Origin of the sequence: Bradyrhizobium sp. CCGUVB14 (assembly GCF_024199935.1) — a bacterium.
In the GTDB taxonomy this organism is placed as follows: Bacteria; Pseudomonadota; Alphaproteobacteria; order Rhizobiales; family Xanthobacteraceae; genus Bradyrhizobium.
In genome coordinates this window covers 3,126,605-3,146,882 of sequence record NZ_JANADS010000001.1, presented here as the reverse complement: position 1 = coordinate 3,146,882, position 20,278 = coordinate 3,126,605, and the positions used below count along the sequence as shown (strand labels likewise).

Annotated in this window: 22 protein-coding genes and 2 pseudogenes; 11 read left to right on the top strand and 13 right to left on the bottom strand. The window is 59.6% G+C overall.

Going from position 1 to position 20,278, the window contains the following annotated elements; translation table 11 throughout:
- Positions 1-42: 42 nt before the first annotated feature.
- Entirely contained in the window at positions 43-504 is a 462-nt protein-coding gene (locus NLM32_RS14505; RefSeq protein WP_254129642.1) for an Hsp20 family protein, read from the bottom strand.
- A gap of 318 nt (positions 505-822) precedes the next feature.
- Between NLM32_RS14505 and NLM32_RS14500 the strand changes: the two genes are divergently transcribed.
- Positions 823-1,047 carry a hypothetical protein gene (locus tag NLM32_RS14500; protein WP_375143557.1) on the top strand — a complete coding sequence of 75 codons (225 nt, stop codon included), beginning with the start codon at positions 823-825 and terminating at the stop codon, positions 1,045-1,047.
- Positions 1,044-1,223 (top strand): hypothetical protein, encoded by a 180-nt coding sequence (locus tag NLM32_RS14495; protein WP_254129641.1) that lies wholly within the window; start codon positions 1,044-1,046, stop codon positions 1,221-1,223. The genes NLM32_RS14500 and NLM32_RS14495 overlap by 4 nt, the downstream gene beginning before the upstream one ends.
- Before the next feature lie 428 nt (positions 1,224-1,651).
- On the opposite strand, the gene NLM32_RS14490 is transcribed toward NLM32_RS14495, so the two are convergent.
- Positions 1,652-2,167, bottom strand: coding sequence for an NYN domain-containing protein (locus tag NLM32_RS14490; RefSeq protein ID WP_309144881.1), 516 nt, complete (start codon positions 2,165-2,167; stop codon positions 1,652-1,654).
- Positions 2,168-2,329: 162 nt separating this feature from the next.
- Positions 2,330-2,968, bottom strand: a complete 639-nt coding sequence (locus NLM32_RS14485) for a TetR-like C-terminal domain-containing protein (RefSeq protein WP_254129639.1) — start codon at positions 2,966-2,968, stop codon at positions 2,330-2,332.
- Positions 2,969-3,208: 240 nt separating this feature from the next.
- On the opposite strand from NLM32_RS14485, the gene NLM32_RS14480 reads away from it, so the two are divergent.
- The gene (locus tag NLM32_RS14480) at positions 3,209-4,072 is read left to right on the top strand and encodes a tyrosine-type recombinase/integrase (RefSeq protein WP_254129638.1); all 864 of its coding nucleotides are present in this window, start codon (positions 3,209-3,211) and stop codon (positions 4,070-4,072) included.
- A 129-nt stretch (positions 4,073-4,201) separates the two neighbouring features.
- On the opposite strand, the gene NLM32_RS14475 is transcribed toward NLM32_RS14480, so the two are convergent.
- Complete coding sequence (locus NLM32_RS14475) at positions 4,202-5,428, bottom strand: serine hydrolase (RefSeq protein ID WP_254129637.1); 1,227 nt, start codon at positions 5,426-5,428, stop codon at positions 4,202-4,204.
- A gap of 205 nt (positions 5,429-5,633) precedes the next feature.
- On the opposite strand from NLM32_RS14475, the gene NLM32_RS14470 reads away from it, so the two are divergent.
- Complete coding sequence (locus NLM32_RS14470; RefSeq protein WP_254129636.1) at positions 5,634-6,659, top strand: LysR family transcriptional regulator; 1,026 nt, start codon at positions 5,634-5,636, stop codon at positions 6,657-6,659.
- A 478-nt stretch (positions 6,660-7,137) separates the two neighbouring features.
- On the opposite strand, the gene NLM32_RS14465 is transcribed toward NLM32_RS14470, so the two are convergent.
- Together NLM32_RS14465 and NLM32_RS14460 are read right to left on the bottom strand one after the other, a co-directional pair.
- Positions 7,138-8,826, bottom strand: coding sequence for a methyl-accepting chemotaxis protein (locus tag NLM32_RS14465; protein ID WP_254129635.1), 1,689 nt, complete (start codon positions 8,824-8,826; stop codon positions 7,138-7,140).
- 1,302 nt (positions 8,827-10,128) lie between these two features.
- Positions 10,129-11,157 carry a LysR substrate-binding domain-containing protein gene (locus tag NLM32_RS14460; protein WP_309144844.1) on the bottom strand — a complete coding sequence of 343 codons (1,029 nt, stop codon included), beginning with the start codon at positions 11,155-11,157 and terminating at the stop codon, positions 10,129-10,131.
- A 586-nt stretch (positions 11,158-11,743) separates the two neighbouring features.
- Between NLM32_RS14460 and NLM32_RS14455 the strand changes: the two genes are divergently transcribed.
- Positions 11,744-12,676: a LysR family transcriptional regulator gene (locus NLM32_RS14455; RefSeq protein WP_254129634.1), complete on the top strand. Its 933-nt coding sequence runs from the start codon at positions 11,744-11,746 to the stop codon at positions 12,674-12,676.
- On the opposite strand, the gene NLM32_RS14450 is transcribed toward NLM32_RS14455, so the two are convergent.
- The 3 genes and pseudogenes from NLM32_RS14450 to NLM32_RS14440 form a co-directional block, all read right to left on the bottom strand.
- A complete protein-coding gene (locus NLM32_RS14450) occupies positions 12,649-12,888 on the bottom strand; it encodes a DUF2274 domain-containing protein (RefSeq protein WP_254129633.1) in 240 nt (79 codons plus the stop codon). The two genes, NLM32_RS14455 and NLM32_RS14450, sit on opposite strands and share 28 nt — an antisense overlap.
- A 6-nt stretch (positions 12,889-12,894) precedes the next feature.
- Positions 12,895-13,332 (bottom strand): annotated as a pseudogene (locus tag NLM32_RS14445) (TrbI/VirB10 family protein); the annotation flags it as partial.
- Positions 13,329-13,520, bottom strand: a pseudogene (locus NLM32_RS14440) (ArdC-like ssDNA-binding domain-containing protein); the annotation flags it as partial. The pseudogenes NLM32_RS14440 and NLM32_RS14445, both read right to left, overlap by 4 nt.
- 626 nt (positions 13,521-14,146) lie before the next feature.
- On the opposite strand from NLM32_RS14440, the gene NLM32_RS14435 reads away from it, so the two are divergent.
- Complete coding sequence (locus NLM32_RS14435; RefSeq protein WP_254129632.1) at positions 14,147-14,410, top strand: hypothetical protein; 264 nt, start codon at positions 14,147-14,149, stop codon at positions 14,408-14,410.
- Positions 14,411-14,452: 42 nt separating this feature from the next.
- Here the strand turns inward: NLM32_RS14435 and NLM32_RS14430 are convergent, their stop codons facing one another.
- Positions 14,453-14,641 (bottom strand): DUF3606 domain-containing protein, encoded by a 189-nt coding sequence (locus NLM32_RS14430; RefSeq protein WP_254129631.1) that lies wholly within the window; start codon positions 14,639-14,641, stop codon positions 14,453-14,455.
- A 104-nt stretch (positions 14,642-14,745) separates the two neighbouring features.
- Between NLM32_RS14430 and ligD the strand changes: the two genes are divergently transcribed.
- Positions 14,746-15,657, top strand: a complete 912-nt coding sequence (gene ligD, locus NLM32_RS14425; protein WP_254129630.1) for a non-homologous end-joining DNA ligase — start codon at positions 14,746-14,748, stop codon at positions 15,655-15,657.
- Positions 15,657-15,830, top strand: coding sequence for a hypothetical protein (locus NLM32_RS14420; RefSeq protein ID WP_254129629.1), 174 nt, complete (start codon positions 15,657-15,659; stop codon positions 15,828-15,830). Before ligD ends, NLM32_RS14420 begins: the two co-directional genes overlap by 1 nt.
- Before the next feature lie 45 nt (positions 15,831-15,875).
- Here NLM32_RS14420 and NLM32_RS14415 read toward each other — a convergent pair whose 3' ends face one another.
- From NLM32_RS14415 to NLM32_RS14405, 3 genes are read right to left on the bottom strand one after another with little or no spacing between them, the layout of a single operon-like run.
- Positions 15,876-16,493: a cell envelope biogenesis protein TolA gene (locus NLM32_RS14415; RefSeq protein WP_254129628.1), complete on the bottom strand. Its 618-nt coding sequence runs from the start codon at positions 16,491-16,493 to the stop codon at positions 15,876-15,878.
- A 45-nt stretch (positions 16,494-16,538) separates the two neighbouring features.
- Positions 16,539-17,207, bottom strand: a complete 669-nt coding sequence (locus NLM32_RS14410; protein WP_254129627.1) for an HAD family hydrolase — start codon at positions 17,205-17,207, stop codon at positions 16,539-16,541.
- A gap of 4 nt (positions 17,208-17,211) precedes the next feature.
- Positions 17,212-18,144 (bottom strand): Ku protein, encoded by a 933-nt coding sequence (locus NLM32_RS14405; protein WP_254129626.1) that lies wholly within the window; start codon positions 18,142-18,144, stop codon positions 17,212-17,214.
- A gap of 144 nt (positions 18,145-18,288) precedes the next feature.
- Here NLM32_RS14405 and NLM32_RS14400 point away from each other — a divergent pair, with 144 nt between their 5' ends.
- From NLM32_RS14400 to NLM32_RS14390, 3 genes are read left to right on the top strand one after another with little or no spacing between them, the layout of a single operon-like run.
- Positions 18,289-18,684, top strand: coding sequence for a hypothetical protein (locus tag NLM32_RS14400; protein WP_254129625.1), 396 nt, complete (start codon positions 18,289-18,291; stop codon positions 18,682-18,684).
- 45 nt (positions 18,685-18,729) lie between these two features.
- Positions 18,730-19,179 carry a hypothetical protein gene (locus NLM32_RS14395; RefSeq protein WP_254129624.1) on the top strand — a complete coding sequence of 150 codons (450 nt, stop codon included), beginning with the start codon at positions 18,730-18,732 and terminating at the stop codon, positions 19,177-19,179.
- A gap of 3 nt (positions 19,180-19,182) precedes the next feature.
- The gene (locus tag NLM32_RS14390) at positions 19,183-19,908 is read left to right on the top strand and encodes an SOS response-associated peptidase (protein ID WP_254129623.1); all 726 of its coding nucleotides are present in this window, start codon (positions 19,183-19,185) and stop codon (positions 19,906-19,908) included.
- Positions 19,909-20,278: the final 370 nt, after the last annotated feature.

The following is a 20,278-nucleotide window of genomic DNA, read 5'->3' as shown; positions in this document are numbered from 1 at the left end:
TGGCGAGCGCGGTGGCGGCGGGGTCGCCGCCGCCCCAAGCCGTCAGGCGGCCTTCTTCTGCTCGATCTGTTGAGTTGTTCCGGTCGCGCCGGCGATCTGGATGCGGCGCGGCTTCATAGCCTCCGGCACCTCGCGGACGAGATCGATGACGAGGAGACCGTCGCGGAAGGCGGCTTCCTTCACTTGCACATAGTCGGCCAGGTTGAATACGCGGCGGAACGGCCGCGCGGCTATGCCCTGGAAGAGGTACTCGCCCGCCGGCTTGTCCGGCTTGCGGCCCTCGATTGTGAGCGCGTTCTGCTCGGCGGTGACGGAAATGTCGTCGGCGCCAAAACCGGCGACCGCCAGGGTGATGCGGTAGTGGTCCTCGCCTGAACGCTCGATGTTGTAGGGCGGGTAGTTGTCGTCCGTGGCCTGGCGCAGCGCGCTGTCGACGAGACCGGCCAAGTGGTCGAAACCGATGGTGGAGCGCCACAGCGGCGCGAAGTCGAAGGTCGTCCTCATATCCAAGTCCTCCAAAGAGCAAGATGGTTACGAAGGAACGCAGGACGTCGGTCCCAAGACTTCCGGCCTGCGCCCGCGCGGGACCCTGGAAGGCGACCCGCACACCGCTCTCGCGGCGAAAAACGAGATAGAAAAACGCAAGAACCGTTCAAGAGGGTCGGCGAAAATTTTTTGAACTAAGCGAGTAGCGATCCGCGGAGCGTTCGCGCCCGCACCACTACCATCTTGACAGCATCCGGCCGCCGAATATTTTCTGCGCAGGGAATTATTTTCCCGTTCTCGAAACCCGAAGGATTTGGAGGACCGTCAGGAGTGGCGATGATGCTCGACGAAGATTTTGCCCGTATCCCTGCGCACCGAAACAACATCCACCGCTATCGCAAGCTGCTGAACACGCGGCTCTCGGATCTCGAACGCCGGTTCATCGAACGGCGGCTCTCCGAAGAGAACTCGGCGCTTCGGACGCTGGTGTCCAGCACCTTCCCTCTGACGTTCGACATGGCTGAAGCGCCCCCACCGGCGATCGCGGGACCCGTGTCATGACCGCAGTACGAGAGTTGCTCATCCGCGGCAGCGAGAAGGTCGTCGGGCACTATCGGCTTCTGCTCGCCGGCGCCAAGACCGAGAGGGAACGCGCGTTGTACCTGGAGCGGATCGAGCGCGAAGAACGTCTTCTCGATCAGCTGCGCGACGGTTTGCCTATGCGGGATGCGGCATGACCTCCGCCGACGAGGACGGCTTCGCCGGCTACAACATCGCGCTGCGACAGCGCGACCGGAGGAGCGGTGATGGCATCCCTATTGGAGTGCAGCCGCGCGGGCGCTAGATACAAGGGGGAGCGGGCGCAACCGCTACGCCTTGGGGATAACCCGGCAGGAGCAAGTCTCTGCGCAGGTAGAGGGAGCACGAACGTCGCTCAGCGATCCGGCTGGCTAAGATCGCCATCTTCACGATATCTTGGTCGTTGGACCATCGTTCGGTTGTGGCCAAGCGAAGAAAAGCCTGATCGATTCCGTAAAGTACCTAATCCGGTCTGCCGGACTGACGATGTCCTGTTAGGATGTTAGTGTGGCGATCGCGTCCGTTCGGCCGGTGGTCGTTGGCTGCACGGTACTGCAGACTTTGAGGCGCCCGACCCTGCGCGAGTTCACATATGCTCCTCCATCCTCCCGGAATTACGTTCAATTCTTGATTGCAGCTGGGCCAGATCAATGAAGTCATCCGCCTGCCGTCTTAGCTCATCTGCGATCACCGTTGGCTGGGTCGAACAGCTCGAAACAACCGTTACGCGGACGCCGCGTCGTTGGACGGCCCTGACCAGCGAACTGAACCCACCGTCGCCTGAAAACAGGAAAATCTCGTCTAACTGTTCCGACAATTGCATGACGCCGACTGCGAGATCGATGCCCATACTACCTTTGAATTTTCGGCGGCCCCGTTCGTCAGAAAACTCCTTGACTGGCTTTGAGACCACCGTGAAACCGTTATAGTCGAGCCAGTCGAGCAGAGGTCGAACTCCGGAGTAGTCCTGGTTGTCGACGATCGCGGTGTAATAGAAGGCTCGTAGGACGTTCGCCCTGCCTCGAAATTCGCCGAGTAGCTTTCGGTAATCGACATCGAAGCGCAGGGCTCTTGCGGTCAAATGGAGACTGTCCCCGTCAATAAAGAGTGCGGCAGTCCGCTGGCCCGTGAGCTATCCATCGCGTTTTGAGCCAACGCTGATGCATCAGCCGCTTTCATCTCGCTCGGCCGCTTGGGAACAATCAGTCGGCCTATTGGGCACGATTCGACGTTAAGCAGAGGTCATCAACCTTCGGAGATTGAACTAGATCCGTGGTTCGCTCGTCGCGGACATGGAATACCGGAAACCTAGTTCAGAGCGATCTGTCTTGCTGATACGCAAGCCCGCAATAAAAATGTCCAGCGCCCGCTCGTAAGCCTCATCGTAAGAATATGTATGTAAGAACGCGTCCATGAATTCGTGCAAAGCAAAGCCGCGGACCAGGCATCGGAGGATTTGCAGAGCGTCATCGCCTTCTCGGCCGTGGAGATTACATTCAGCGAACACGGCGACCATGAACTCGTGGAGTTCCTGATAAGCTCGGCGCCATTCCGGACATTCGCCTAAAGGCGCACGAAAAGTTGCTGCAGCCAGTCCAGGGTGCTCGACCGCAAACCGGCGCATTTCACCGGCGACTGCCCTAAGCGCCGAAAACGACGATTTGCCGCTTCGTATGCTTTCGAGCCGACCTAACAGATTCCGGAACGACTTGATCGCGAAGAAGCGCCGGATCTCCGGGATGCTGATGCGTGGCTCACCCGAAGCGAGTTCCAATTCGGCCGCAATGTCGTCTGCGAGCCGCTTGTCCCAGTTCGTAGCCAGGATCTCATCGATCGAGAAGTCGCGCGGGTGCTTCATCGAGCTGATTCCTTCCCAGTGCGTAGCAAGGCGGCTGCCGTTCATAGTTGACTTCAAGTTCGTTCCCGCGGACCCAGACCCGCTTGCATCGTCGAAATACCGGTTTCGGGCTTGACGCGAAAATAAGAAAGAACGTGGTCAGGTTTTGCGGATCTCGGACCACTAAGCGCGCTCCGCCATCCCAGACGCTTAGAACTTGGCAATCGGTCGACCATGACTCGTCAAGGGCGACGCACCACGCATCCAGTGGATCAGTGAACGTGACCCTTTTTGATTCGGTGCGAAGTGCTGGAAAGCCCAACGTATGAGCTCGGCTCTTCGCGGGATCCAATCCGTTCGATTTCGTTCATGCGTTCATACGAAACCGAGGGAAAGCTGGAAACGCGCGACCGCGTGCGCAGCATCGGTGAGCAAATCTGCGACTATGCCGATGTCGAAGGCGACGGCTACAATCCATTCCGCAACTTGAAGGGGCAGATGATCGCCAACATTTCGACGCCACGCCCCGGCGTCATCGAGCCACGTGACGCGACGCGCGTTTTCAAGCTCATCAGCGCACCGTGGACGAGAGCGAGGTTTAGTGACGTTGTTGGCCTTGCCTTGCGCTTTGATGCGCTGACGATTCCCCGCCCCGGCATGGTCAATGAAATGGAGTGGAGCGAGGTCGATTGGGATACCAAACGCTGGACTGTTCCAGCCGCCAAAATGAAGACCGGCTGGGACCATGTCGTGCGTCTGTCACGGCAGGCACTCGCGATACTGCATAGCGTTCGAAAGCTGACCGGCCATCGCCGATACGCGTTTTCCTGCTCGAAGGACGCGCCACTATCGAACAACACGGACAACAAGCGGCTGCGGCTCCTTGGCATTGACACCAAGACTGATCATTGTGCCCACGGATTCCGGACCACCTTCTCGACGCTGTCTCACCATGAGGAGATCAAGGATGCGAAGGCATGGGATGGCGATGTCGTCGAGCTGCAGCTCGCGCATCTCGACAACTCTACTGTGGAAGGTCTTTACAAGAAGCACGGACCGCTCGCGCTGATTGGCTCGCGCACCAAGCTGATGCAGCATTGGGCTGATCGGATCGATCACTGGCTCGATCCCAAGAAGGTGATGCCGATCAAGGGAGGCGTGCAGGCTTAAGTCACCAAAGGCGACCCTTCCGGGTCGCCTGCGCCGATATCGCAGGATTCGATGGTTGCAGGGACGTGCAACCATCGCATATTGTTGTTTGAGTCAGTCGCTTAGCGTTGCCCACCGAACAGGCACGTGTCATCCGTCCGCCATCAGCTGCTTCGAAAGCGCCATATAAGCCGGCAAAGTCACCGGGTCGTTGGCCGAATTGACAGCAACCGGATGCGAAGCGTAGCGCACGATCACCATCTGTGCAGTGGGATCGACGTAAATGCCCTGGCCGTGAATTCCACGTGCCAAGTACGCGCGATGCGCATTGTTGCTCACCCACCATTGATTACGATAAGAAGCGCCAGGGAGCATTGTGTAACCCGCGCATTTGAATTTGTTGGTATCGCCGCCGCGTTCGATGTCTTCTACCACCGCCGCCGGCACGATCTGGCGACCATTGAAGCGACCGTGGTTACGCATGGTTTCCCCGAACCGCGCGAGGTCCCGCAGGGCGGTCGAAAGCCCTGCGCCACTGCTTTCGGTACCAACACGATCAACGTGGTAGTAAGCGTCCTCTTCCGCGCCGATCTTCCGCCAGATGCGGTCGGACAGAAGCTCCGCCAATGTGAGACCGCTGGCACGCCGGCAAATCCAGGCCAGCACCTCCGTGTTGACGGACTTATAGGCGAACGCGCGACCGTGCTCGCCTTGCTTTCCTTGTGCACAGAGAAAATCGAAGATGTTCGTCGAACCCACGTAATCCGATTCGATCGGCGCCGTTCCGCTGGCTCGCCGCAACTCCCAGACCCCAGACGTCTCATCGGTATAATTCTCGGTGTAGACAAGGCTGGTGGTCATATCCATCACCTCCTCGACCCGAGCGTCGCCGAACGCGCTCCGCTTGAGTTCGGGCACATACTCCACGACAGGCGCGAGGGTGTCGATCCTGCCTTCGCTCACGAGGATGCCGGCGAGCGTTCCAGTGAACGACTTCGTGACCGACATGGCGACGTGCGGCTTGTGCGGCTTCAACGCCCCGAAGTAACGCTCGTAGATCAAGCGCCCCTTGTGCAGGACGACGACGCCGTCAGTGTAGGTCTCATCGAGCATTTGCGCAAAGGTCATCGAACGACCATCCATGGCGACAAACGCGGAGCCACCGATGTCCCGTTCGACGTGAGGCAGCGCCGACGCCAGGCCTGCTCCGCGCCACACATTCACGGTCGGCACGAGCTGGCGCATATTGCTCCACGTCCAACGCAATTCGGGAAAGTTGCGAAGCGACCCATCATGAAGAGCGATGGTGCGCTCTGACAACGGTGGAAATCCTTTCATCCAACCAAGTTGCTCAGGATCGGTTTCTGTGTAGGACATCTTGGTGTACTCCCTGATTCCTGTGGTAAGATTGGCGAAGACGAGCACGGCGCAAACTGGTTGGATCTGGAGTTCGAGGCTCGCGGCCAATTGCCGGCGGAGACTTTGCTCCAAATTCTTAACGGGTCTTTCATCCTGCTCTTCGAGAGAGACATCTCTTCGTTCACAACGATCTGCCTCGTTCCTCTTGTTCGTGGCCCAACATTTGGCCAATCGCAATGCTGCGGAAAATGCATTGTCTGATGGAAAACCCAACATAAATTGGAAGAATTGGATGCGCATTTCGTTACGGCAGTTGAGCTACGTCGTCGCAGTGGCGGAGGTCGGCAGCGTCTCCGGCGCCGCGTGCAAACTGCATATTTCTCCCTCTTCTATTCTTGCAGCGATCACCGCCGCCGAGCAGGATTTCGGCTGCGCTATTTTTCAACGGCGCTCCAATCGTGGAACGACCGTTACGCCTGCGGGTAGCCATTTCCTGGCCGCAGCCCATCACCTTCTGCTCGCGGAATCGAGCTTCGATCGTCAGATCGACGTTTTGGCATCGGTGACCCCGCCCTCGGTGCACATCGGTTGTTTCGAGCCATTTGGCGCCCTTTTCATGCCAGCGCTGCTCAAGCGCTTCATTGACGAAAGCGGCCTATCGAACGTGGTCTTGATGGAAGGTGATCAAGACCAGATACGGACCTGGCTCGCCGCCGGGCACGTGGACTTTGCGGTGACCTATGATGCCGGACTAGAACCAGGCGCCCCGATCACTCCGATCTGCAATGTGCCGGCTCACGTCGTACTGCCGGCATCGGACCCCTTGGCCGATCGCGACGCGGTGTCGATTTTCGACCTTGTCGACAAACCATTTGTATTGCTCGATCATCCGCATAACTCCCCGCGCATCATGAGCAGATTTGAAATCACCGGCGCGCAGCCACATGTGGCTCTGCGTACACGCTCCTATGAAACGGTGCGTGCGGCTGTTGGCGAAGGCCTTGGATTTTCATTTCTCAATATGCGCCCGCTCACCTGCACAACACCAGATTCGCCCCGCATCGTTCGTCGACCTCTCATCGAGGAGACTGCTGCTCACTCGGTCTTGCTGGTGGCCGACATCTATGGGGAAGCAAAGCCTGCGTTTCTTCGGCAGTTCATCACGACTCTACGCTCATTCTTCCGCAACATCCCACCTCCGGGCTTCGCCGTGACATTGCCAGAGCGGGAACATCTCCTCTGGCCTTGATTTCCGACCCTACAATCACATTCGTGGCCGATCCCCGCCTCCTAACGCGCGCAACATGACGAGGTACCAGCCGCGCTGATGGCAACACGGTACGTCAACGCATCAGCGACTTTTCCGTGATCGCCGCCCCTTAGACGCGACCTGAGCTATTTGCTGAGAGAGCTGTCGGCGCTGCTCCAACCGACGAGGTTGAGCAATGGCTTGTGGCCCAGCAACACTGCTTGGAGCAAAGCGGCAAGGTACATGTTCTCTTGCATCCCCGTAGGCGTCTAGCGGCTCACAGAGGCGCCGCAAGGACGATGCCGACCAATGTCCCCCACCAGTCAACGAAACCCGCCGACATCCGGACGCCGGGCCTCAAGCGGGCCGCCGCTCGAGGCCCTGGCGTTTCGAATGCGGCTAACGAGTGCGCGCCAGCGCCCACGACGTGAAGTCCGTGACATATGCTCGTGCGAGCTGATCCCTCAGCGACCTGGATTCAAGCGGCACGAACTTGCCCCAGGAACGAACTCACCGCCGAGCGGAGCATTCCCGCCTGTTGATCGAGCTCCCGGGCACCGCGCAGCACGCCGGATGCCACCGCCTGCGCGGCCGAGGCAGCCTCATTGACGCCTCCAACTTGATCGGTGATCTCGCGCGACCCATCCGCCGCAGACTGGATGTTCCGTGCAATTTCCCGCGTTGCAGCTTCCTGCTCCTCGACCGCCGAAGAAATGATCAGAGAGATCTCACTCATTGTCCCGATCGTTCCCGCAATGCCTGTGATTGCGGCGACAGCCCCGCTGGTCGCGGACTGCATGTTGGCAACCTGGGCAGCAATCTCCTCTGTTGCCTTGGCCGTCTGGGTCGCGAGCGACTTTACCTCGGAGGCAACCACAGCGAACCCCCGGCCCGCCTCACCGGCGCGAGCGGCCTCGATGGTGGCGTTCAGCGCAAGCAGATTTGTCTGGGCGGCGATCGTCTGGATGAGCTGAACCACGGCACCGATTTTTCCGGCTCCGGCCGACAGCAACATGACCGTGGTGTTGGTTTGCTCCGCCTCGGCGACAGCCCGCCGGGCAACTTCACTGGATTGCGTCACCTGACGGGATATTTCCGCGACTGAAGAGGATAGCTCGTCGGCCGCGGCGGCTACGGTTTGCATATTGTTCAACGCCTTTTCCGAGGCTTCGCCCACGGTTTTCACACGGTTACTGGTGTCACCTGCCGTCGTCGTCATGGACTCGGCCGCAGCCTGCATTTCGATTGCCGACGACGCCACCGAACGCACCACGCCATCAACGCTGCGTTCGAGAGATTCCGCAAGCGAGGCCATCGCTGCTCGACGTTCCGCAGCCGCGAGACCCTGCATCTCCGTTTCCTTGCGTTCGAGCTCCTTGAGGCGATCTGCATTATCCTTGAACACCTGAACGGTCGTCGCCATCGGCCCGATTTCGTCGCGACGGTCGGCACTCGGCACAGCGACCTCCAACTTTCCGGCCGCGAGCTCCTGCATGCACCGGCCGAGCTGCCCGAGTGGGCCGGTGATGCTTCTGGCCGTCAACCACGCAGCGCCCCCCGTCACAGCAACAATTCCCAGCATCGCAAGCGCCAACGACCACATAACGGGTCTCACTTTGGTGTCCAAATCATCGAGATATGCCCCCGTCCCTATGAACAGGTCCCAACCCGGCATGGCAACTGCATAACTCAGCTTGCGTACCGGTTCCTTCTCGCCAGGCTTTACGAACTCGTAGCGAAGCGTGACCTCGCCCTTTGCCGCGACCCCGTCCCGCAGCTCACGCGCAATCATCCGCCCGTTGGTTTTGACGTCAAGCGAGTTTGTTCCTATGAGCTGATGATTGGGCATCGCGATAACGACGCCATCCATCGAGTAAGCAAACACGTACCCCGTGCCCCCGTCGTACGTCATGCTTTGGAGCCGACGCGCATACTCCTTGATCGCCAACTCCCGCGATAGCTCGCCCGCTTCAACCTGTTTCTGCAGACCCAACCCAACGTTCTTGGCCATCTCGACAACGATGTGCGTCTGGACTATCCGATCATTCAAGATCTCGTCGCTCATCAAACGTGCGGCCCACAGACCGGCCGCTCCGAACCCCAGCAGCGAAATCAATACCAGGCACCCGAGCTTTGCGGAGATCGGAAGGTAATCAAACAGCTTCATGAACTTTTCCTATCGATGACGTCGCGGCGCGATCACGCTGCGTTCAACAACCGTGCAGCGAACCGATTATGGCCGCCTTAACATCGCATCACGAACCATCGCTTTTCATGCTGCGGATGAACTTTTCTCTCGATCGACAGCGACCATCATTCAAGACTCGCGTCACTGGACTAACCAGGTCACCAATAGATCGCGCAATAGACACCAATGCCGAGTTCACGCTTAGCGACGCGACGACCGTCCGAGCCATCAGAGAAGCACTTTGGAAAGACATAGAACGATGACAAATGCTAGGAAAAGGCAATCGATGTAGGCGATCGTTTCACTGCTTTTCCTGGTCGAGCGGACCATCGCCAATAATTGCGGACGGCTAAACTTCGTACGCCGCCTCACCACGTGTTCCGAGTGACGGCACTCGTGCTCCAGTTGCTCGATTTTCCTAAGAAACGAAAGCGATCGGAGGGCAGTGAGAAACCGCATAGCCGCGTAGCTCAGTATGGTCGCAGCGAGCGTTGCCCGATGGGCGTATTGATCGAGACGATTCAAAGACAAGTGTGTTGCGGTCAGCAGAAGGAAGTTCGTCCCGGTTCGGTAGATGTATGTCGCAAGGATCATTGCACGGCCCGGTCCCTGATGACCGTCAACTTATCGATCGGGTTCGAGACGGCCCAGCGCGCCTGCGATCGACACTGTCTTCCCTGATCGGGACCCGGGCGTTCGCAAGGTTCCGCGATGACCGCAGCCCTTGTCGCATTAGTGCGAGGGTCCTGATCTGCTTGTATCGCGGCCATCCGACGAAGTTCGTAGCCGTAATGTAGCTTATGACCGGGATGGATGCGCGGCGTCGCAGGAGAGCTTTCATGCATCGGTGTAAGCCAAACGCCAGCACCCTGTCTGCGAACTCATGGAATGTGAAGCCCCGCTTCGACCTCGCGGCGACTGCGATCAGGATAGCCGCCACCAGCATTGCTGCTTCGTCGCCGTCCCTCACATCGCGATAGAACGATCGGGATATTGATATCGTTTGCAGCACAGCTCGCGCGCCTCTATTGCTCTCGCCCGGATGGAGCGGTTCCGGAAAGGCGGCACGGCTCTCAGAAGGACGCAGCATGTCGGCGCGCCCCCCTACCCGGCGCTTCGGAAACAAGCCGAGCCTCGGCCCTTCGTCGGTCGCGGCGGCGATGGCGTTGCGCAACTCGGTCGGCGTGCAGCAAGCGCTACTAGGCGGTGTTTGCGGGTCCACACTTCTCTCTCAAGTCAATTCAGGATCTCGAACGGAACGTCGGCGTCAATGATGCCTGGCTAAGCAGAATCGGCGTCCGACTGCGAAACGCCTGTTTGATCGTTGTTTTGACCCGATAAGTTGGCAGCCGGGTCGACCCCTGTTATTCCGTCCGCGAGGAATCCGGAGATACTCAGCGCGCGTTCCAGCCATTGCTGCAACGTCACGATAGCGGGACTGGTCCATATGCGCTTGCGAGCAATGAACTGATACGAGCCCATGTACACATCGCTCGACGCAACCTCGACCAGCGCCCCGGATTCAAGGAGATGGGTCACGAGGGCATCATTGGCGAGTGCAACGCCATGACCAGATCGTGCCGCCTCAATGGCGAGGCAGGCATTTGAAAATCGATGGCCTCGCAGCTGCGCGGGGTCGACAACTCCTGCAAGCTCGAGCCACCTTTCCCATTGCTCGGTCGATTCCTCATGAAGCAGCGTGACACCCTGCAAGTCCGCCACATCGTCAATCGACGCGCATTGCGCGAGGTACGCTGGGCTGGCTATCGGGAATATCCGCGGACGCCACAATTCGTGCGCGACGAGATCTCCGTCAAGATCGATGTCGTCATCGTAGTAGCCGATAGCTGCGTCGGCTTCCATGTCTGCCAGATCGGCGCGCGAAGAGATCGTTCGCAGATTTATCTCGCGGTCTTCGAATGCGCAGGCCAGCTCTGCAAGCCGGGCCACGAGCTGCCCAACCAGGCTGTCAACGCACCATATATTTAGAGGAGATGGACGGGATGGACGGAGCGATCCAGCGGCATTTGCGATCGTGTCAAACGCCCTCGAGATCTTGGCGTGAAACTCTCGACCTGCCTCAGTGAGCGCTATCCCCCGGCCGCTCCCGCGCACAAGCACGACACCCATGTTGAATTGAAGTTTCTGAACATGCCGGGATATAGCCGAGTGGCTGACAGCGAGTTCATGGCCCGCAGCTCTGACGCTTCCGGTTCGACCAACAGCCTCGAAGGCCCGCAAGGCTGCAAGAGGAGGAAGTCCTCGCCGCGCGGCGCCCTTCCGGTCCTGATTATCGACAAACGCAGTCATCGCAGCGTCAATAGCCTCGCAGCCGCATCTCGTCCGATCAGAATTGCCGGCACGGCGCTGATCGATCGAGTGCATGTTTCCGATACGGTCAGCACGAACGGCACGCCCCGTGCAGAAGTCCGGAAGCGGCGCGCCCGGCCGCCCCGGTCACACTTCCAATTCAGGCAAACGCTGTGAACCTGCGCCCTTTGCTTGCTGCAATGGCGATCTTCAACGCAATCGACCCTAGAAAACTTAGGCACTTTTTCAAAATCGATTGTTTGGTAGAACCTCAGCTAAAATTTGGATGAATCGGCCTGGTCTTGGGGCCGGCTTCAACCGTTCGCGCGCCTCCCGAGGCGCCTCCTCAGATGTGACCGTTCGATTGAGCGCCACCATCGCCTCGGCCTATCCCGCCGCGACCTTCGCCCTCGATCCGCCTGACTTTTCCGACATCGACCTCCCAGAGGACGTTACTGCGCCCGCGCGTCCCTTTACACCAACGCCTTCCAGGGAAATCTCTCCGGCTCCGCGATCCGCGCCTTGAGTGCCGCGTAGCGGCGCGTTTTAATTAACCGACACGACGGCCTAGCCAACGCGAACCTACATGCCCGCAATCATCGGATCAGCCAATGTCACCTTGCATCATCTGCGATCGGCGGTCGCCGCCGGCGACTCCGGAAGCTTTCGACAAGCGGCGGAATTGCTTGGTACTCGTCATTCCTTGTTGAGCCGCTCAATTAGTCAACTTGAGCAATATGTTGGAGTGACGTTGTTCAAGCGATCTCGTGGAGGAGTCGTTCCGACTCTCGCCGGGCGGCGCATTCTGCGGATATCCCGGATGATTCTCGAACAAGTTGACATGCTGGTCATAACCGGCCGGTCGAGCGGGAGTGCCAACTCCGGGCGCCTTTCGATAGGCTTTTGCACATCAATCTCCGCCGGCAATCTGAGGGCAAGTCTGGTTGAATTCAAACAACGCACGCCTCAGGTCGATCTGGCTACCGTGGAGCGATCTCGGATCCGCCTTATGGCCGCACTCCGGAACGGCACGATCGACATCGCAATTGTTCCGGGGCAAAGCCCATCGTCGGACAGTCAGCGCCTCTCGATCTGGAGTGAGCGCATCATGATCTTGCTCCCAAAAGATCATTTCCTCTCGAAGTACGAAGAAATACATTGGACCGATCTACGCAATGAAACGGTTCTCTTGAGTCAGTATGACCCAGGAACAGACATAGAGAATCTGTTGATCTCCAATCTGGTGGCCGAAGATAAACGCCCCAGGATCGAACGGCATGACGTGAGCCGCAGCATCGTGAAGAGTCTCATTAGCATGGGGCTCGGCGTCAGCCTCGTCATGGAATCGGATGTCGGTGCCAGCTTTGCCGGCTTGGTCTATCGCGAAATACAGGACGGCTCCGGTCCAAGTCGTATTGGCTTCCATGCTCATTGGAGAGACGACAATGAGAATCCCGCCCTTCGGCGGTTCTTAGCACTTTTGGCCGAGCGCTATCCTTCACCGCCGGTGGCGGAATGACGGCTGCGCCTCAGTCGGGCGAAACCTCTGTCGTTGGCCATGAACCGCGCCAGCATCGGGGCAATCAACTTGATCGGATCTACCGACTGACCCGTTTCTTGCGCAAACGTCTCCGCGTAGGCGACGAGATCTCGATGAACTTGTGCCGGCAATTCCATGATGACCTTGACCGGCTTATCGTCCGGGAGCACTGCAATTTTTAGTTTCGTCATACGCAATTACCCCCTGTAAGGCTCGAGCACGAGATCGCGATTGACGATGACGCGCACTGGAAATCCGGGACGGACCGTCAGCGTCGGCTGCATATTCAGACTACGACGAACGATCTGTTGCCCTGTCTGATTCAAGGAATCACTTGCTCCGTGCCGCAGGGCCTGAATGATCGCACTGTCATTGCTATTGGTGTCGGAACCTGCGCCAATTTCGGTGCCGACAGCCAGGAATGTCGACAGCGCGGCAGCCTTGAACAACTCGCCCCAATGGTTGTCTACTTCATCCTCTAGACCAGCGTATCCCGCCGCGTCCGCGCCCCGTTGCCGTTCGAGAACAATCGAGCGGCCATTCGGCATGATCAACCGGGTCCAGACGAGCAGCACGCGTGACTGGCCAAAAGTGACCTGGCTATCGTACACGCCGATCAGACGCGCTCCCTGAGGCCGCTGTATTGACGGCCAGTCGCGGCGCTTTTCGGCATGGCCAAACACGCCTTCGCCGCCGCGGCGCCCCAAGGCTGCACCCACGGCATTCGGCCGGCCTCAAGTTCACCGATGATCTTGTTGGTGATGTCGTCATAAAGGCTTGCCCGGTCCTCACCGGTGCGCGCCCGAGGATAGTGTATGGACATCGCGGGTCTCCGCGACGGGCGCCGCGAGCCTCTCTCGCAGCCTGTGACCCGTCACGGCAAACCCATTCAACTCTCTTACTCTCGGCTTCTTGTGCGGGAAGCGACGATGCGTGACGCCCTCGCAAGTGAGAGAATGCGACCATCTGCGGAGCGACCCACCTTCCGCCCCATTTCTTCATGGGATGTGGCCTTCTGCTTAGGGCCGCAGGCCCTGATCAGGCGCGCGCCACTGGCGCATCGCCCCACTGAAATGGCACCCGGAGGGCGTGAGCATAGCGACCCGAAGGGGCACGCGGGTCCGAGTGCAGCGACGAGACCGGTTAACAACGGCACCCGGGAACGGGGCAGTGATAGCGGTCGCCGAAGGCGAGCCCCTTTCCCGAGTGCCCCCGGCGACGAGCTCCGCAGTGTTTGCGCGAGGGATCGAAGCCGAATGGCCGAGACGCAAAGCGGCTCGGTTCACGAGAGCCCGGTGCGGCGAAGCGGCACGCGCCCCTACGAGAAGCGCGCACTTCGCGGTCGCAGTGCACGCCAAACCTTGCTCTCTCGTCATTGCGAATCCCAGCCCTGTGCTAACGGGGGAACGAATAACGGACATAACGATTCGTCGTATCAGGAGCTTCTCAATGCTGATGATGGGTGAACGACGGCCAATGATACGGACGCTGCGCGGATGGGCGATCCAGGTGCTCCAGGAAGCGGGCGCCATCCGCGAGTGTGAAGAACACGGTTGGATGCAAGATCGCGCCGATCCGCATGCACGGGAGCGGGCCCTTGATATCGCCCGTGGAGACCCGCCAGCAGGCGTCTCCCCTGATGCCGCGGCGGCCGAGGTTCGCGACGTGCTGAACTCGATCGGTGATACCTGCCCGGAATGCGCCCCAGACTAGAAGGGCTGGTGCCGGGCCTCAACGCCAGCCCGGTTACCCACTTCAACGGCCCAGCTTCTTCTCCACGCGCTTGCGCGCATTCCCGACCTTTTTGACGGCCTTTTTCACGGCTGATGCCGACTTTCTGGTCTTCTTTGCCTCGTACTGCACTTCATAGTTCTGCCCGCCGGCCACCCGTACCCGATCCTGTTTTCGCCCGCGCGCCGTCTTCGTCTTCGTCGCTACCGCCATGGGTGCCTCCTGTTATGACACCCAAGCAACGCGAATGGGATTCTGAGGTTCCGGAACGATTCGAACTGTGCCAATTTGAATCGGCTGTAGCGTGGAGTTGTTCAGTGGCGTTTCAGCGTAAAAAGCCCGAGGCGATCGGCCTCAAGGCGCCCCGGCCCGGCTTCGTCGAGCCCGCCCTGGCATCCTCGATCGACAAGGTGCCGTCAGGGGCCCGCTGGATTCACGAGATCAAATTCGACGGCTATCGTGTTCAGGTCCATCTGGCCAACGAGGCGGCGAAGATCTTCACCCGCCGCGGCCACGATTGGACGCACCGTTTCAAGAAGGTCGCCCATGACGCCTGGCGGATCAAGGCGAACTCGGCCGTGGTCGACGGCGAGATCGTGGTACCGGCGGCCGACGGCACGACCGACTTCTCGGTCCTGCAGAACGAGCTCAAGGGCAAGTCGAAGAGCATCGTGCTTGTGGCCTTCGATCTAATCTATCTGAACGGCCGCGATATCCGGAAGCTACCGCTGTTTCAGCGCAAGGCCGAACTCAAGAAGATCCTGAATGGCACCGACATCCAGTTCAGCGAAAGTTTCGAGATAGGCGGCCGCGAGATGTTCACGCACGCCTGCAAGCTCGGCCTCGAAGGCGTCGTGTCGAAGGTACGGGACAGTGCCTATCCCAAGGGACGCACGAACGACTGGGTCAAGAAGACCTGCGTGCAGCGGGAGACGCTGACCATTGCCGGCTTCGCATTCGATGGTACCGGCCTCTATGTCGGCCGGCGCAAGGGCGACGATCTGGTCTACGCCGGCAAAGTCGACCACGGCTTCGACAAGGTCTCGGCCGCCGATCTGCAGAAGCGGCTTAAGCCTCTCATCCGAAAGACCCAGCCCTATGCTAAGCGCATCAACCACAAGGGCATCTGGGTTGAACCCAAGCTTTTGGCCGAGATCGAGTATCGCGCGAAGTCGGCCGAGGGAAAGGTCAGGCACCCGTTCTTCCGGGGCCTGCGGGAGGACCTTTGATGGACGCATTCGATCGCTTCTGGCAATGGGCCGACAAGCCACTGGAAAGTACGCTGCCGATTCCGGCTGAGCTACATAGAGCCGTCATGGAGCTCGCGCCTGAAGACCGGCGCAGCCGCACCGCGGTCAACCAGGCCGCAGCGCACGCACAGAATACAAGCGATGAACACTAAAGGGACGGAGGGCTCTCACGCATGGGCGCAGCAGCCCAAGAACCGCTAACTGGTCCGCGCGCGCCGCAGCGCAGCTTCCAATCGCGCCTTCTCTTTATCCCAGCGCGTTTCTTCGGCCTGCGATCTCTTCTCGATAGCCTCGACCTCGGCCTGGATGGCCGCGGCACGCTTCGCGTGCTCCTGCTCGGCCTTGTTCAGCGCGGCCTGCGCCTTGTCGACCGCCTGCTGACGGCGTTCGCGCTCCTTCTGCCGGGTGGCCTCCTCTCTTGCTCGTTCAAGTTCGCGACGCCTCTGTTCCCGGTCGTAGTCAACAGCGGCCTTTCGCTCCGCGGCCTTGTCGACGGGGCGAGTAGAAAGCTTCCTCGCCTTGGAGCCTTTCGACTTGCGGGCGGCTTTCGTTGGTCGGCCGTCGCCAAGATCGGTGGGCAGTTCGGCATGCTCTTTGAAAGATCCGTCGGATCCGACGGGACGCTTGAGCACGACGCCAGGCTTTGTCATGGTTGCGGCGATGACGTCCGGATCATCGCTTTCCTTCGCCGCGCCCTGGTGAAAGAGATTGCTGTCTGCGCCCCATGCTTCCAGAGCCGCCTTCATGGAAGGAGCGGCGATCGCCAGATCGAAGAAGCCCAGCGAAGTCTGGTAGGTTTTCAGTTTTCTCGCCATGCTACGCATCCCCGCCCGCCGACGCGATACGATGCGCCGTTTCGCCTACCGCGCAAGCAAGGAATGTTCGAAGCGTGCGAATAGCGCTGCCGGCCCGGGATAGATCTGGGCACATCCGGCCTGCCTCAGCGAGCTCTCGGTGAAACCGCCGCAAAGTACACCGATGGTGGTGATCTTGGCCTTCCCGGCTGCTTCGGCATCGTATGGCGTATCACCAATTGCGACGGCGTCTGGTCCTTCGATCTTGAGCTTCTTGAGAACGATCTCGAAAATGTCCGGCGCCGGCTTCGATTCCTGGGCATCCTCAGACGACGTCGTCACATCTACCAGGTCCGTGATGCCAGCGATGTTGAGGTACTTATCAACCTCGTCTTTCTTGGCTGAGGAAGCAACTGCGATTTGAAGTCCGGCGTCGCGAACGCGTCGCAACAGGTCAGGGACCGCAGAGAAGGGGCGCACAAGCGGCAAATATTTAGCCTTGAAACGCTTGCCGCGCCACTCCTCCAGGTCCTTGCCATGGTCGCGTTGTTCGTCAGCGGACAGGAAAACGGGAATGAGCTTGTCTCCCCCTTTTCCTATCTGGCTTCGCGCCTGTTCGAAACTCACATCGTGACCGAAGTAGAGCATGGCTTCCTGCCATGCCAGCGCGTGGAGATCCACCGAGTCGAGAAGAGTACCGTCGAGATCGAAGATAGCGGCTTTTGGATGTTTCACGACACTAAGCCGACTTCCGCTGCGGTTTGGCTGCCGGCTTCTTCGCCGCAGCCTCCTTCGCCGGCTTCTTGCCCGCGATCGGCATCAGCATTTCCTTCTGCCCGGCCGCTACCTTCCGCGGCTTCTTGCCTGATTTCTTCGGAGCCTCTGTTGCTGCCGCCCCGTCTCTTCCAATGCTCTTGCGCAGCGCGTCCATCAGGTCGACTACGTTCTCACCTCGAGGGCGCGCTTTCGCGGTGATGGGCTTGCCGGCACGCTTCTGGTTGATGAGGTCGATGAGGGCCGTTTCATACTGGTCTTCGAACTTGTCCGGCTCGAAGTGGCCAGCCTTCTGATTGACGATGTGCCTAGCCAGATCGAGCATATCCTTGGTGACCTTGACGTCCTGGATATCGTCGAAATATTCCTCCGCGGGTCGGACTTCGTAGGGATAGCGCAGCAGCGTCCCCATCAACCCCTTGTCCAGCGGCTCGAGCGCGATGATGTGCTCTCGGTTGGTCAGCACCACACGACCGATCGCGACCTTGTTCATCTCTCGGATGGTTTCGCGGATAACGGCGAAGGCGTCGTGCCCGACTTTGCCATCTGGAGTCAGGTAGTAAGGGCGGATCAGATAGCGGGGATCGATCTCGCTGCGGTCGACGAACTCGTCGATCTCGATCGTTCGCGTCGATTCCAGCGCGACGTTCTCAAGCTCCTCCTTCGTCACCTCGATGAAGGTGTCGGTGTCGACCTTGTAGCCCTTGACGATGTCCTCGTTGTCGACCTCTTCGCCGGTATCAGCGTCCACCTTGGCGTACTTGATGCGGTGGCCGGTCTTTCGGTTGAGCTGGTTGAACGAAACCTTTTCGGATTCCGAGGTGGCCGGATAGAGCGCTACCGGACAGGTGACGAGGGAAAGACGCAGGAAGCCTTTCCAGTTAGCGCGGGGGGCCATCGCGGGGGAACTCCGTTACTCATGTGGATTCAAGACGAACGGCACGGCTTGGTTCCGACACCTCGCCCCCTCCGACAGGATGATTTTTTCACGATGAGGGTCCGGGCGGACTCGACATTTGTTCTTGTTATGTTCTAATTCGGAATGACCGATCGACCCGCGAGCTGGCGCATGCCGACCCCGAAGCAGATGGATAAACTGGCCGCTGAAGCTGCCCGTAGACCGGGCCCCTCGACGGCGGCTCCGGATGCGCCGCTCCCGGCGGAATATTGGGAATCGGTGCTGAAAGACCCTCGCTTCGCCGCGACCGGAGCCGAGAAGAGGCAGCGACGTCTTTCCGAGATTCAACGCCATGTCCTGCGTATCTCGTGCCGTCGCTGCGAGCGGACCGTGGAAATCCAGACCGCCGATGCAGTCCGATTGTATGGCGGCAACGCGGTCTGGAAGGACGTGGCGCAGCGGTTGCTCGACAACACCTGCCAGCAGCGTACCGGCAGGCATGAAGAAGACGGGTGCTGGCCGGCGTTCGAGACGTCCTAGCCCGTTCCGGAACGCGATCCGATCTCTTGCGCCTGGATGGTCCGGATGGCCCCGAAGTATCACCCTACGCCCCTGTCGGGCGGCGATCGCAAGGCTCTGGCAAAGGAGCTCGGCAAAGCACGCGCGATGGCCAACATGCTTGCTGCCCAATCGGCGGAGATGCGAGCCAAAGGCGAGGCCATGATTCAGCAAGCAGACAGGTTGCTTTGCGAAAGCTGGAACGAGCGGATGTGGAGCGACGGCGAACCGATCGATCCGTCGCCTACCATCGACCAGGCGGTGAACGGAAGCTTCCCTTGGCTCGAGATCAGGTGCACGCGCTGCAAGACGCCGAGTGACGTCGACCTTGCGGCGATGAAGCACCCGCCGACCACCTTCGTGCACGATCTCGCCAGCCGTTTGCGCTGCCGCAAATGCGCCAAGGCGGGCCGGCGTCCATCCGCGACTCTGCTACAACTGGCTTGGCAGCCTCGCCATCCTCGAACCGAAGCTTGACTGATGTGCAATCTCTATTCGATCACGACAAACCAGGCCGCCATTAGTGCGCTGTTTCGCATCGTTAACCGATACGTTGGCAATCTGGCCCCCATGCCCGGCGTGTTTCCCGACTACACAGCACCGATTGTGCGGAACGGAGCCGACGGCCGCGAGCTCGCCACGGCGCGATGGGGGATGCCATCGTCATCGAAGGCGCTGATGGACGCCACCAAGAAACGAGCCGAAAAGCTGCAGGCCAAGGGCAAGCCGGTCGATTTCAAGGAACTTCTGCGGATGGAGCCGGACGGCGGCACGACCAACATCCGCAACGTGAAGAGCAAACACTGGGTCCGCTGGCTCGGAATCGAAAATCGCTGCATAGTGCCGTTCAACTCCTTCAGCGAGTTCAATAAGGCCGAAGGCGGCGACATCTGGTTCGCGCTCGACGAGAGCCGTCCCCTCGCCTGCTTCGCCGGCATCTGGACCAACTGGACTTCGGTCCGGAAGGTCAAGGAAGGCGAGACCACGAACGACCTCTACGCGTTCCTGACGACGGAGCCGAACGCCGAGGTCAGCGCCGTCCATCCCAAGGCGATGCCGGTGATCTTGACGACGCCGGAGGAAGTCGAAACATGGATGACGGCACCTGTGGACGAGGCCCTAAAGTTGCAGCGGCCGCTTCCGGATGGAGCGCTCCAGATCGTTGCCCGCGGCGTGAAGGAAGATCAGCTCGGACCGGCAGCTTGACTGACGAAACCGACACCAAGCTGGGCCATCGTCCGGAAACGGCTGTAAAATCCGCCTTTCTTTACATCTGGGACTGCCAGTGTGCCGGGAGCAGGAGGCTCCGCAGAGCTTAAAGCCGATTAGAGATGCGTCGCGAGCTCGAGATACCGACAAAACGCGTTGGCAAGTTGCATCTGGCGGGGTGTTCTGCATTCCACCTCGAACAATCGAGGAGACGCTACTGACGCAGATGCATTTCTGCTCGAGAAGTCGCAACGTTCAATCGATAAGCGCTGTAGAGAAACTCCATTCCGCGGGGAGCGTCCAGGTAACTGGATGTCGTCATCGAATAGATCACGGGGGGGGGCCTCGGGTCTTTGAACTTGTCCAC